General features: G+C 26.6%; 12 protein-coding genes and 1 riboswitch. Of the genes, 3 read left to right on the top strand and 9 right to left on the bottom strand.

Annotated features, from left to right (window positions below):
• Window positions 1-3: 3 nt before the first annotated feature.
• The 5 genes from J7M87_RS17465 to mgtA form a co-directional block, all read right to left on the bottom strand.
• The gene (locus J7M87_RS17465) at window positions 4-984 is read right to left on the bottom strand and encodes a sensor histidine kinase (RefSeq protein WP_291653036.1); all 981 of its coding nucleotides are present in this window, start codon (window positions 982-984) and stop codon (window positions 4-6) included.
• A 9-nt stretch (window positions 985-993) separates the two neighbouring features.
• Window positions 994-1,686 carry a response regulator transcription factor gene (locus J7M87_RS17470; RefSeq protein WP_291653038.1) on the bottom strand — a complete coding sequence of 231 codons (693 nt, stop codon included), beginning with the start codon at window positions 1,684-1,686 and terminating at the stop codon, window positions 994-996.
• A 221-nt stretch (window positions 1,687-1,907) separates the two neighbouring features.
• A complete protein-coding gene (locus J7M87_RS17475; RefSeq protein WP_291653040.1) occupies window positions 1,908-2,930 on the bottom strand; it encodes an ROK family protein in 1,023 nt (340 codons plus the stop codon).
• Complete coding sequence (locus tag J7M87_RS17480; protein WP_291653042.1) at window positions 2,930-3,562, bottom strand: HAD-IA family hydrolase; 633 nt, start codon at window positions 3,560-3,562, stop codon at window positions 2,930-2,932. The genes J7M87_RS17475 and J7M87_RS17480 overlap by 1 nt, the downstream gene beginning before the upstream one ends.
• A 154-nt stretch (window positions 3,563-3,716) precedes the next feature.
• Window positions 3,717-6,407, bottom strand: coding sequence for a magnesium-translocating P-type ATPase (mgtA, locus tag J7M87_RS17485; RefSeq protein WP_291653044.1), 2,691 nt, complete (start codon window positions 6,405-6,407; stop codon window positions 3,717-3,719).
• A 354-nt stretch (window positions 6,408-6,761) separates the two neighbouring features.
• Window positions 6,762-6,920, bottom strand: a riboswitch (M-box (ykoK) riboswitch).
• Window positions 6,921-7,154: 234 nt separating this feature from the next.
• Between mgtA and J7M87_RS17490 the strand changes: the two genes are divergently transcribed.
• Window positions 7,155-8,105 carry an alpha/beta hydrolase gene (locus tag J7M87_RS17490; RefSeq protein ID WP_291653046.1) on the top strand — a complete coding sequence of 317 codons (951 nt, stop codon included), beginning with the start codon at window positions 7,155-7,157 and terminating at the stop codon, window positions 8,103-8,105.
• A gap of 323 nt (window positions 8,106-8,428) precedes the next feature.
• On the opposite strand, the gene J7M87_RS17495 is transcribed toward J7M87_RS17490, so the two are convergent.
• Window positions 8,429-8,992: a carbonic anhydrase gene (locus J7M87_RS17495; RefSeq protein ID WP_291653048.1), complete on the bottom strand. Its 564-nt coding sequence runs from the start codon at window positions 8,990-8,992 to the stop codon at window positions 8,429-8,431.
• Between the two features lie 77 nt (window positions 8,993-9,069).
• The gene (gene cplR, locus J7M87_RS17500) at window positions 9,070-10,716 is read right to left on the bottom strand and encodes an ABC-F type ribosomal protection protein CplR (protein ID WP_291653050.1); all 1,647 of its coding nucleotides are present in this window, start codon (window positions 10,714-10,716) and stop codon (window positions 9,070-9,072) included.
• A 229-nt stretch (window positions 10,717-10,945) separates the two neighbouring features.
• On the opposite strand from cplR, the gene J7M87_RS17505 reads away from it, so the two are divergent.
• On the top strand, window positions 10,946-11,266 hold the full coding sequence (locus J7M87_RS17505) for a hypothetical protein (RefSeq protein ID WP_008677695.1): 321 nt from the start codon (window positions 10,946-10,948) through the stop codon (window positions 11,264-11,266).
• Window positions 11,267-11,447: 181 nt separating this feature from the next.
• On the opposite strand, the gene J7M87_RS17510 is transcribed toward J7M87_RS17505, so the two are convergent.
• Entirely contained in the window at window positions 11,448-12,431 is a 984-nt protein-coding gene (locus J7M87_RS17510; protein ID WP_291653053.1) for an anti sigma factor C-terminal domain-containing protein, read from the bottom strand.
• On the bottom strand, window positions 12,415-12,930 hold the full coding sequence (locus J7M87_RS17515) for a sigma-70 family RNA polymerase sigma factor (protein WP_291653056.1): 516 nt from the start codon (window positions 12,928-12,930) through the stop codon (window positions 12,415-12,417). Before J7M87_RS17515 ends, J7M87_RS17510 begins: the two co-directional genes overlap by 17 nt.
• Before the next feature lie 294 nt (window positions 12,931-13,224).
• On the opposite strand from J7M87_RS17515, the gene J7M87_RS17520 reads away from it, so the two are divergent.
• Window positions 13,225-13,740, top strand: coding sequence for a DUF5698 domain-containing protein (locus J7M87_RS17520; protein ID WP_291653058.1), 516 nt, complete (start codon window positions 13,225-13,227; stop codon window positions 13,738-13,740).
• Window positions 13,741-13,852: the final 112 nt, after the last annotated feature.

The following is a 13,852-nucleotide window of genomic DNA, read 5'->3' on the forward strand; positions in this document are numbered from 1 at the left end:
ATATTACTTCTTGAACTTTACTATAACAGTTGTTCCAAATCCTATATTAGAATCTATTGATACAATATGCCCTAAATTATCACAGACCTTTTTTACAATGTATAAACCCATTCCTGTTGATTCCCCAAATTTACGTCCATTTTCTCCTGTAAAAAAAGGATCAAATACTCTTTTTATATCTTTTTTATTTATACCTATACCTTTATCTATTACCTTTAATATAACATATTCAAAATTTTCTTCTGCTTTTATTATTAATTCATTTCCTACATCTTTTGAGTACTTTATTCCATTAACAATAAGTTGCTCTAATATAAATTTAATCCACTTTTTGTCACTATATATTTCTATATTTTTTTCTATTTCAACTACCGGTTTTATTCTATTTTTAATAAATATAGTTTTTTCTTCATTTATTTTATTCACAACTAATTCATATAAAGAAACCTTCTCTATTACAAAGTCTTTTTGAAATGAATCTAACCTTGCAAAATACATTGCAATATTTAATCCTTTATTTAGCTTATATATTTCTTCTCTTATACCTCTAATAGGCCCTTCGCCTTCATTTTCTTGCATTTTTAGCTGTGCTATTGAAAGTGGTGTTTTCATTTGATGAACCCATTGATTTATAAACATTAAATGTTCTTCATGATTTTTATTTTTATCTACTAACTCGCTGCTATATAAATTATTCATTTGATTTAAAATATTTGATATTCCTTCACCTAAAACTGAATTTCCTAGGTCTAATACTGTTTCATTTAAATCATTTAAATTCTTATCTAATAAGTTATATATTTCTCTATTTTTATAATATCTAACTCCTAAAAAGATAAACAAAATAAATGTATTAAATAATAATATATAAAAAAACTCGTTTACATCTAAACTTCCTAGAAGGCTTATATAACTTATTGTAATTAAAAGACTTAAGAAATACATAATTATATATCCTCTATTATCCTTTAAAAATAATTTCATACTATTCCCCTACCAAGTTTTATTTAATCTATATCCGACTGTTCTAACAGTTTCTACTCCATTATATATTCCAATATCCTGAAGCCTTTTTCTTATTCTACTTATATTAACATTTAATGTATTTTCCTCAACAAACTCAATATCATCCCATATCTTCTCCAAAAGAAAATCTCGATCTACAACTTTAGGATACTTTTTAATTAAATACTCTAATAAAATTCCTTCCTTTTTAGTTATAATCAACTTCTTATTATTAAACTCTATTTCAGATCTTTCTGGGTAAAATATTAACCCATCAAGCTCAACTATTCTTTCTTTCATTTGCATTGCATAATCTCCAAAAGCCCTTCTTAAATGGCTTTTTATTTTTGCCATAACAACCTCGTAATAAAAAGGCTTAGTTATATAATCATCTCCACCATTTTCAAGTGCCATAACTTGATCCATTCCACTATCTCTTGCTGATATAAATATAATTGGAATTTTTGACTCTTGTCTTATCTTTCTGCACCAATAAAATCCATCGAACTTAGGTAAATTTACATCTAAAAGTACTAAATCAGGATTAAATTCATTAAACTCACTAATTATATTTTCAAAATCTTTAACAACCTTAACATCGAATTGATATTTAGAAATATAATCTTTTAATAAACGACTTAATGATGCATCATCCTCTATTATATATATCTTATAGTTCATACTATCTACTCCTTAATAATTAGAAATCACATTAATTATACAATTAATTTCCATACATTTGTATTACAATTTAGTAATGTTTAAATTAATTATATTCCTTTATTAAATATAAAAAAGCTATAACTATTATTAATATAGTCATAGCCTTAATTTTATTTAAAAGTAATTTGGTTACGCTAGCTAAAGCTATAACGCCCTCTATACTAATAATAACATTATATTTAATTTCTAATTAACTTAACTTCTTTATTTATTAACCTTAATGTTTCTTCTTTTATTCCTTCTAATGAATAATTACAATTTTTTTCTTGTATTAATATTTTCGTTTTTATATTAAATTCTTTAATATATCTATCAATTATTTTATTTTTAATATGGTATTTAAAATTGCTTCCACCTAAAACAACTACACTAGGGTTAATTATTGCTGATATCGTCTTTATAGTGTTTATAATTACATGTATATAATCATCGTTATTTAAATTGCTCATCATCATAGTATTTAAATACATATTTCCTACAGGAATAAATCCAATTTCTCCAGCATAACCATTGTCACCTTTCAAAATACTTCCATTGATTATTATTCCAGATCCTACCCCTAAAGAAGTAAAACTTATATACACAAGACTAATAGGTTCACATTTATTCTTTTCTATATAATCATTATAAAAAGCTAAAGATGCAGAATTAATATCATTTTCCAGCAGTATAGGAACATTAAATTTTTCTTTAAGATATTTTTTTATTTTTATTTCTTTCCAATCTTCCATTCTAATTCCAGATAAATATCCATCATTAGTAACAACTCCTGGAACACTAATTCCAATACCTTCTATATTATGATAAACTTCGTATAAGTCTTCTACTGTATTTGCAATTGTTTCAATATCTTCTAAACTACTTATCACTTTAATTTTTTCTTCTAAAACTTCTCCTAAAGAATTTACTATTCTATAAGCTGTTTTATCTTCTTCTATTGATATCGCTATTATATATCTTTTATTAGAATTCATCTTATATCTTTCAGCTCGTCTTCCACCACTAGATTCATCTAATCCTACAGATATTATTTCATTTATTTCCATTAACTCATTTAGAATAACTCTTACTGTTGTATGACTTAAACCTGTATCCTTAGTAATTTCCGCTCTAGTTGCATTACCTCTAGTCCTTATTGAATTCATTATTAATGAAGTGTTTACATTTTTAAGTTCTGTTGGTTTTCCTGCAATTTTTTTCATTATAAAAGATTTAACTCCTTTAAAATGTCCCTCGGACTTTTGAAATTATAATCGGCTTCTATTCCTTCTAAATTATCAGCACCCCATACAGCCAGTCCAAAATCCATCCCTGCAGCTTTAGTTGCTTTGAAATCAAATATTGTATCACCAATATACATACAATAACTTGGACTTATATCTAATATTTCAGTCACTTTCAATAATGGATCAGGATATGGTTTATGTCTTTTTGTATCATCTGCTAAAACTTCACACTGAATATATTTTTTTAATCCAGTAGGTCCAAAATCTATTTCATACTGGTCTTTCATTTTAGAACTTGCTATAGCACATATGATTCCTTTTGAATTTAGTGTTTTCATAACTTCATCAAAACCCTCATATAATACAGCACCTTCCTCAAAATCATTTACATACTTTACCCACTTCTCATAGGATTTTTCTATGTCCTTAAAACCCAACTCTTCTAAAGTTCTCTTTCCAGCATATGCTTTATATTTAATCAAATCTTCATAAGAAATGACTTCGCCTAGCTCTTCTTTTATTAACCTTTGAAGTGGAATTAAATTCATTCTCTCTGTATTTAAAATTGTTCCATCTAAATCAAAAATAATACATTTATACTCTCTCATATTTATAACCATACCCCTACTTTATACTTTTGAAAGTTTATTTCAAAAGTATAATAACATAAATTAATAAACTAATCAACATAATTATTTAAACTTAAAATAGACCAAGCCACAATAATTGGCTTGGTCTATTCTTGATTATTTTAAAAATATACTATAATAATTCACCATATCTCTTTATAAAAACTTTTTTTAATATCGTTGCTAATATCATATAAAGTATTATTATTACAATTAAACAAGGAAAATAAATTGCTGGCATAGCAACCATATCCAAAGCTTTTCCAAAAGCTGTATAAGGAATTATAGTTCCTACTAATATTCCTAATGTTGTTAATGTTGTAAGTTGCCATGATGCTCTACTTTGAATAAATGGAATGTCTGGTGTTCTAATCATATGAATTACAAGAGTTTGAGACCATAATGATTCAACAAACCATCCTGCATGAAATAATCCCATAAATCCTAGTTGTTGTACTTCATTTAATGTGTGATATTGTCCTCCAAATACAAGCGGACAAATAAAGAAATACATTAAAATATAAGTTGCAATATCAAAAACTGAACTTGTTGGTCCAATCCAAAACATAAATTTACTTATTGAACTCGCATCCCATTTACGAGGTAATCTTAGATAATCTTCATCAACGTTATCCCAAGGAATAGTTATACAAGAAATATCATAAATTAAATTTAACATTAGTAATTGTATTGGTAACATAGGCAAGAATGGTAAAAATATACTTGCTATTAATACAGAAAACATATTTCCAAAATTTGAACTTGCTGTCATCTTTATATATTTAATAATATTAGCATATATCTTCCTGCCTTCTACTACTCCATCTTCTAATACCATTAAGTCTTTTTCTAATAGAATTATATTTGCTGATTCTTTTGCTATATCAACTGCTGTATCAACTGAAATTCCAACATCAGCTTCTGTCATAGCTGCTGCATCATTTATTCCATCCCCCATAAAGCCAACAGTATGTCCATTTTTTCTTAATGCAGCAACAACTCTTGTCTTTTGATTAGGAGAAAGTTTAGCAAATACATTTGTTTCTTCCACAACTTCACTTAATAATTCATCATCCATTTCTTCAATATCTGATCCAAGTAATAAATTATTTACCTTTATTCCAACTTGCTTACAAACAGAAGATGTTACTGCATCATTATCTCCAGTAAGAATTTTAACATTAACTCCAAAGTCTTCAAGAGCTCTTATTGCATTAGCTGTACTTTCCTTTGGTGGATCTAAAAATGCTAGATATCCTATTAATACCATATCTGATTCATCTTTTACTGAAAGCTCACCTACCATTGATGGATTATTCTTTTGAGCAATTCCTAATATACGCATTCCTTGATTATTGTGGTTAGAAACCGTATCTAAAATTTCTTTTTTAATTTCTTCTGTAATAGTTTCAATTTTACCCTTATATTCTACATGAGAGCAAACTGATAGCATTTCTTCAATAGCACCTTTAGTTATTAATTGAGTTTTTCCAGCTTTATCTTCAACTACTACGCTCATACGACGACGACTAAAATCAAATGGTATTTCATCTACTTTTTTATAATCATTCCATAATTCAATCATATCTTTTTCATTTGCATGATTTACTATAGCTATATCCATTAAATTCTTTAGTCCTGTTTGGTGATAGCTATTTAGAAAGGCATGACGTAACACTCTGTTATCTTCTTTTCCATGGATATCAAGAGAGTATTCTAAAACTACCTCATCTTGAGTAAGTGTACCAGTTTTATCTGTACAAAGAACATTCATCGCCCCCAAATTTTGTATAGCATTTAAATCTTTTACTATTACTTTCTTTTTTGACATAGAAACTGCACCCTTTGCAAGGTTTGCTGAAACTATCATAGGTAACATTTCTGGAGTAAGACCTACAGCTACTGAAATCGAAAATAAAAATGCTTCCATCCAATCGCCCTTAGTAAATCCATTCATAAATAATACAAATGGAACCATTACTAACATAAATCTAATTAATACCCATGATACTGAGTTTACACCTTTTTCAAAATTTGTAGTTACTTTTTTTCCTACTAGTTGTTTTGCCATTGATCCAAATATTGTATCATCACCAACATTAATTACTATTGCTATTGCTGACCCACTAATAACATTACTTCCCATAAAAGCTAAGTTATTTAATTCTATAGGATTTTTACTATCACAAGTAAAAGTTGTATCTACTTTTTCAATTGGTTCACTTTCACCTGTCAAAGATGATTGACTAACAAATAAATCTTTTGCCTTTAATATTCTAACATCTGCTGGAATCATATCTCCAGCTGCAAGATGAATTATATCTCCAACTACAATTTCATTAATAGGAATTTCTTTTGCTCCTACTCCTTTACGCTCAACACTTATAGTTGTTTTAACCATTTCACTTAATTTTTCAGCAGCTTTATTTGATTTTGTTTCTTGAACAAAACGAAGAATACCACTTACTAAAACCATTGAAGTAACTATAATAACTGATGTTGCATCCTTCTCACTTGGCTCAACAATTACTATATCTGTAATGAATGATATAATCGCTAAAGCTAACAAAATTATAGTAAATGGATTAATAAATGCCTCTACTAGTCTTTTTAATAAAGAATCTCCTTTTTGATGAGTAATTTCATTTTTTCCATATTCCTCTCTCATCAATTCAACTTTACTTTCCTCATAGCCACTATAACTTGTGTTATACTTCTTTAAAATGTCCATTTCATCTTGCCTTGAAGATAAAATTAGTCTATTAACTCCTGAATTTACCTTTACTTCATCTGTAATTATTTTTCTAAATATCTTCTTTTTCATCGTCCTATCCTCCTAAAAAATTTTAAATATTTTTAGAGGTAAGACATAGATCCAAAAGAAATATTATCTTTCAATTATTCAATTTTAAATTGTAAGAGGAATGAATGATGTATAAGCCACTACATCATAGTTCCTCAAATTAATCAAATTCATATCTTTCCCTAGTGGATCTATGCACTTACTACTCTCTTCATCCATTCCTCTCACCTCCTAAAATTCAAAATATCTATATAAACATAAAAATGGATTTAAACAATAAAAAAACCCTTACCATAAATATAATGGTAAGGGAAATAAACTTACAAGCTTAATACAATCGAATAAAAGATTGCACAAAAAACATAAAACAGAAAACTGCTTCATCATCGTTCAAGCTTCAGCTTCACAAGGCGATGAAATTGCATTAGTCTATGCCTTGGCTTCGACATAGACTGCTAACCTTCTCATAGTGTCTCCACTATTTTGCGGCAACAACCCTTATCCTTGTGGTAACCTCACCTACCGAAATATTAAATTCTTAATACTCTTTCATAATATGCAATGATTCTAAAATTGTCAATACTTTTCATAAAATTAAAATAATATCATAATTTTTCTCTATTTCATTATATATAATTGTAACTAAACTATTAACCTTTTTTTCAATTATTATAAATTTATTGTTATATTTATTTAGAAATGTTAAAATAACGCTTAAATAATAATTAAAATTACAAATGAAAGAATGAAAAAATTAAGGAGATAACTATGAAAAAGAAAAAAATCGCATTACTTTCAACTAGTATTTTAGGTGCACTATCTATTGGAGCGTTAGGTTTTGTTGGCAACTATTTTTATAATCTAGCACTTAACCCAGATACTCCTAAAGATGCTATCTTTGGTACACCTGAAGAAGCAAAATCTACAAGTGGGCAAGTTGTTGATTCTGATATAAATTGGCTATTTAATCAATCTAAGTTTTCTCACGAATATATAAATTCCTTTGATAACTTAAAATTACATAGCTATAAAATATTGAATGAAGTACCAAATAGTAAATGGGTAATATCTGTACATGGATATACTAGTGAAGGATCTAACATGAGTAGCTATGCAAAAAGGTTTTATGATAGTGGCTACAATGTTTTAATTCCAGATTTAAGAGGGCACGGAAGTAGTGAGGGTAACTATATTGGGATGGGATGGGATGATCGTCTTGATATCATAAGCTGGATAAATTTAATACTTGAAGATGATCCTAATGCAGAAATTATACTCCATGGAGTATCTATGGGAGCTGCTACTGTTTCCATGACTTCTGGTGAAAATCTTCCAAGTAACGTAAAAGCTATTATAGCAGACTGTGGTTATACTTCTGTTTGGGAACAATTTTCTTATCAATTAAATTTATTATTTTCATTACCAGATTTTCCTGTAATGAATGCCTCATCAGTTGTCACAAAAGTTAAAGCTGGTTATACGCTAAAAGAAGCGTCTGCACTAAAGCAAGTAGCAAAATCTAAAACTCCAATACTATTTATTCACGGAGATAAAGATGATTTCGTTCCTTATTCAATGATGGATGAACTTTATAATGCTACAAGTTCTGAAAAAGAAAAATTAACAGTTGAAGGTGCTGGACATGCTAAAGCTTCAGAAGTAAATCCTGAACTTTATTGGTCTACAATTGAGAAATTTATAAATAGATATGTTAATTAACGAGAATATAAAGGCTATGATAACTAAGTATGCTCCATAAGCTAAATAGCTGCACAAAGAAGTACTAGGCTTGGAAAAACTACTATGCAAAGAGTTTTGATTAAACTCGCTGTTCTCAAGCAATTAAGCAGCACTAAGACCTAGTAGTTCTTCCTTCGCCAAATACTTCTAATTGTTCTCTATATGCTTATTCCACATATTATATTTATCTTGGCCAACTTATACTCCTTATAAAATTTAATAGTGAAAAAGAGGAAAATGAAAAGCTAATAAAAGAATGAAGTGTTTTTATTAACAATTCACTAAATAGATTACTGAATAATTTATTTATTATATCCATTAACTATTAAGTCTAATTTCCCAGTTTCAGGATCTATAGCAAGTCCATGAATGGATATGCCTTCTGGCATTAATGGATGATTTTTTATTAAATTAACACTATCCTTTATAGATTCTTCAACTGAATCAAATCCATGCAACCATTTCTTAATGTCTATTCCTGCATTACAAAGTGTATCTAAAGATTCTTTTGAAATACCTCTATCAATAGCTTTTTGTAATAATTTATCTGTGTCTAAATTACACATTCCACAACCATGATGTCCAATTACAAAAATTTCATCTATATTAAATTCATATATTCCAACAATTATACTTCTAATTACACTTCCAAAAGGATGCATAATTGCTGCTCCAGCATTTTTTACAATTTTAGCATCACCATTTTTTAAATTTAATGCTTTAGGTAATAAATCTGTAAGCCTTGTATCCATACAAGATAAAATAAGTATTTTCTTCTTTGGATTTTTTGAAGTTATGTAATCCTCATAATACTTATTTTCTACAAAGTCCTTGTTAAATTCTATTATTTCATTTAATTTATTCATAGGCTCCCCTTTTATGTTTTTTAGTCTTTTGTTTATTTTATACTAACCTTACAATTTTTCATATAGTTTTTTATATATTATTGTTGTACATTTTTTATTTTATATAATAAATTTTTATATTCTAAATCTAATTCTTCTTTTTTAACTTCGTTTGATTCTAAAGATAATAGTGAAATAATTTCTGTTAATCTATTTTTTAAAACTAGCAATTCTTCTTCACACTTCTTTTTATTAATATCAACTCTACCTTTATTTTTATGATCTAAATAGAAACTATAACCCCCATCAAATTCATGCAATTTATTTTCTTTAATTTCAATAATATAATTACATATATTTGAAACAAATCTTATGTCATGAGATACTAAGATGACGGTCTTATCAGTATTTACTAAAGCCTCTTCTAATGCTTCTATAGATTTAATATCTAAATAATTGGTAGGTTCATCTAATATTAGTATGTTATTATCTGATAAAATCACTTTGCATAACCCTACTTTTACCCTTTCTCCTCCACTTAAATAAACTACTTTTTTATATACACTTTTATCTTTAAATCCAAATTCACTTAAATTAATTCTTATAAAAGTTTCATCATAAGATGAATCTTCCTTTATATTTTCTAAAATACTTTTATTATCTTCTAAAATGTTTTGTCCTTGATCAAAGTACCCTATTTTCACATTACTCGAAATTTTAACTTTATCACTATTTTCATTAATTATATATTTTAATAAAGTTGTTTTACCACAACCATTTTCCCCTATCAAAGCAATTTTTCTTCCTTGTTTTATTTTTAAATTAACATCATTTATTAATAACTTATCTTTTACATAAATTTTTGTGTCCTCTATTTCAATAGGGATCTTAGAGTTTAATTTCATGCTTGGTACAATATTAATTATAATTTTTTTTGTATCCTTTGGTTTTTCTTTAACATCTAAATGATCTATCCTAGTTTTAATTGACTTTATGCTATTATCTATATTCTTCTTTCCTCTTTGATCTCCCATTTTTATAGTTTTAGCTTCTGATGGTCCCATTCCTTTGGGAGCTTTTTTAATTCTATCTCTTAATACTTCCTTTTCTGATATGACTTTTTCTAATCTAGATTTTTCATGAATATATTTATTATATTCTCTTTCATTAACTTTTCTATTTTCTTCTTTTTGATTAAGATAATCACTATAATTTCCACTATATATAGTCAGCTTTCCATCTTCAATTTCAACAATCTTATTGCATAAATCATCTAAAAAATTTCTATCATGAGAAATAATAAGTAATGTTCCTTTATACTTCTTAAACATTTTATTTAAAAGCTTCACACTTTCAACATCTAAATTAGAAGTAGGTTCATCTGCTGTTATAAGACTACTATTTTCTTCAAAAGCCTTGACTATCCTCATTTTAACCTTTTCCCCTCCAGATAAGTAATCATCATATTCATCTGGAACATGAAGCATACCTTTTAATTTCCCCTCCCCGTCAATTTTACACCACTCTTCTCTTTGACTAATATAAGAATAACTATCTGTAATATAAATATTTCCTTCATCAGCTTTTGTTTCACCTATTAATATTTTTATTAAAGTGGATTTTCCTACTCCATTTTCCCCTACTATTCCTATTCTATCTCCTTCCATTATTTCAAATTTATCTATATCAAGTAATAATCTATCACCATAATACTTCTTTAAATTATTAATACTTCCAAGTTTCATATTAAAGCCTCCATCAATAAAAATATAAAAGAAGGATGTTGCAAAAATTATACTTTACAACTATCCCTCTTAAATTAATCTTTTATAATATTATTTGATTTATCAATTAAATGTATTCTACTATAATTATTTAATTTTATTCTTTAAATAAAATTATTTAATAATATTACTAGCTTTTGGACAAGATATATATTATTATTATAAAAAATACTAATTTGAGGTGGTAACTATGACAGTTTATGCAATAACATTTTATTTAAGTGAAGATTCTCATTCATGTGGTTGTGATTCTCACGATCACAATCATGATCACGAACATCATCACCATCATCGTGATGACTATGATATAATTGCAACAATAAAATCACTTGGAGCTTGGGCTAATTTTATGCCTGATAGCTATTTACTTAAAACTGATGTTTCAGCTAATGAAATTTCAGAAAAGATTAAAGCATTCTTACAACCTAATGATTTGCTTTTTGTAACTAAGGTTGACAAGGATGATGTTGCATCACTAACTCCTGGTGTTGTAGATTGGATAAAAGCTTAATAATATAAATTCAAATGGCTAGATTTATTTTAAATCTAGCCATTTTTACCTTTTAATATATTCCTATTAAGAGTATCAGTCCATTAATCATAACTCTTTAATATTTTATAAAATACGCTACCCAAATTTTTAAAAAATGAATCTTAAATTAGATAACTTTAATTAAAATATAACTTTACAATTAATATATCGGATCTGTAATAACACCAAATGATGTTGCTTTTATTAAAGGATTATTTATAAGTTCAATCAATTCTTCCTTTGTCCCATGAACTACTACTCCTAAAATTTTTGCATCTTCAGATGAAGTTTTTCCTCTTTCCATTATTTCATTATATAAAGTTTTATGCCCTATCATAGGACTTTTACCTAATTTTTCCATCACTTCATCATATTTCTCATTATAATCTCTAAAACTAAAATTAACGCTATTATAACATTCTATTCCAATAGCATCATTTTCTTCAACTCCATTAGCATTACTATCATAATTTTCAATTTCATATTTATACTCATCCATTTTTTCCTTTGTAAATTCATCTAACCATATCCATGTTATTTTAGCTGGTTTTAACTTTTCTTGAATAAAAAATATATCATCTACCCTATAAGGCTTATCAAAAGAAATTGCCATTTCAATAACTTTACCATCGGGAACTTTTTCTATAATACTTAAATCATTTTGGTACTCTTTATATTGAAGCTCTGGGTGAAAAAATCTTAATCTTTTATATCCATACTTCCATGTGGATACAGGCCATTTACTTTCTGACTCATTAGGCCCACCTCCATTTGTTCTATCATATCTATCTGTATGTTCACTTTTTTCTTCACCATTTAAGCCGAATTTAGTAACTGAGTCATTTATAATTACATTTTTTCCTCCAATACTTTTTGATATTTTCATGAATCTTGTCCCACCTAGTATTCCAAAAAAGTCACTAGACTCGCTTATATACCCATTTGGTATACTCAATTTAACCACTGCCTCATCTTTTTCATATGCCATTAAGCTATACTTTAAACATAATTTGCTATTAATAAAACTTCCTATTATAAAAACTATAATTGATGTTACTATTATTTTAAAAGTTAATTTAATCTTAGCTATTCTAATAGCTTTCTTCATTTTATTTTCATCTAAGAAATCATCTATGTTTTTCATTTACTTTATTCCACTCCTCTTTAAATTTATTTCTTGCTCTATATAAATAAACCTTAATAGTATTTTCATCTAAACCTAACAATAAGCTTATTTCTTTATAACTTAAATTCATTTCATACTTACATATAATTAAAGTTCTATATTCTTCTTTTAATAAATTTAAAACTTCCAATATTTCTTTTGATTTCTCTTTACTTATAATACTTTCTTCTATATTAAAGTTATCCGATAGCTCTTCATAAAAACTTTCTTCATATATGGATACTGATTTAATTATCTTACCTCTCTTTAACTTGTTTTTATAATTATTTATAGCAACTTTAAATAACCAAGAGGAAATATTCTTAATATCTACTTCAGTAACATACTCAATAACCTTTATAAAGCTATCATGAACTATGTCTTCTGCATCATTGATTTTACATCCATTTTTTACCAAATATAGACATATAACATTAAATTGCTTTTTATATAAATTTATAATAAAATCTTTGTCCATATTTCCTCCTTTAGTATTCTAACCCTTTCTTAAATAAGACAATTAAAATAGTAAAATGTGTACATATAAAATAAATTTTTAATTAAGCTTCAAAAACATTTTTAACTTACTATCTAAATAATTTATTATGACTTCAATTCCTAATATAATTAATTCTAAAATAAACTGTTATCTCCTTTATTCTCTTTAAAACTTTCTTATGTTATATATAACTAACATTTTCTTACATGAAATAAATATATTGTTGATTTATAATATAGGAAATTTAAATTTCAATGAAAAGGAGGTATTAAATTGCTAAATGCATTAACCATATTTATTTTACAACTTGTCTATGTTCCACTTTTAACATTAAGAACTACATTTGTTGTTAAAGGTAAGAAAGCTCAAGCTTCAATGTTTGCTTTCCTTGAAGCTATAATTTATATAGTAAGCTTAGGTATTGTTTTTTCTGACTTAAGTAATTTCCTTAATATAGGTGCTTATATACTGGGATATGGTATTGGAATATATCTAGGAGGTTTAATAGAAGAAAAACTTGCTATTGGATATAGAACTATTCATGTAAATTTAACTAGTTACAATCAAGAATTAATTGATAAATTAAGAAGTTTAAATTTTGGAGTAACCACTTATAGTGGAGAAGGAATTAATAAAGAAAAAAGATATAGACTTGAAATTGTATCTCATAGAAGCAGAGAAAATGAAGTTATTTCTATAATTCAATCTATGGAAAAAAATGCTTTTATAGTTTCTTATGAACCTACTCAATTTAAAGGTGGATATATTACCAGACATATGAAAAGATAGTATTTATATATTCCGATTTTTATAGCTACTATTTTGATAATTTGTTATAATTTGAAATAATTATATATAAATTTATTCTAATTTAATATATAATATTTATAAATTTATAAAA

Origin of the sequence: Clostridium sp., from assembly GCF_017888565.1 — a bacterium.
GTDB lineage: Bacteria > Bacillota > Clostridia > Clostridiales > Clostridiaceae > Clostridium.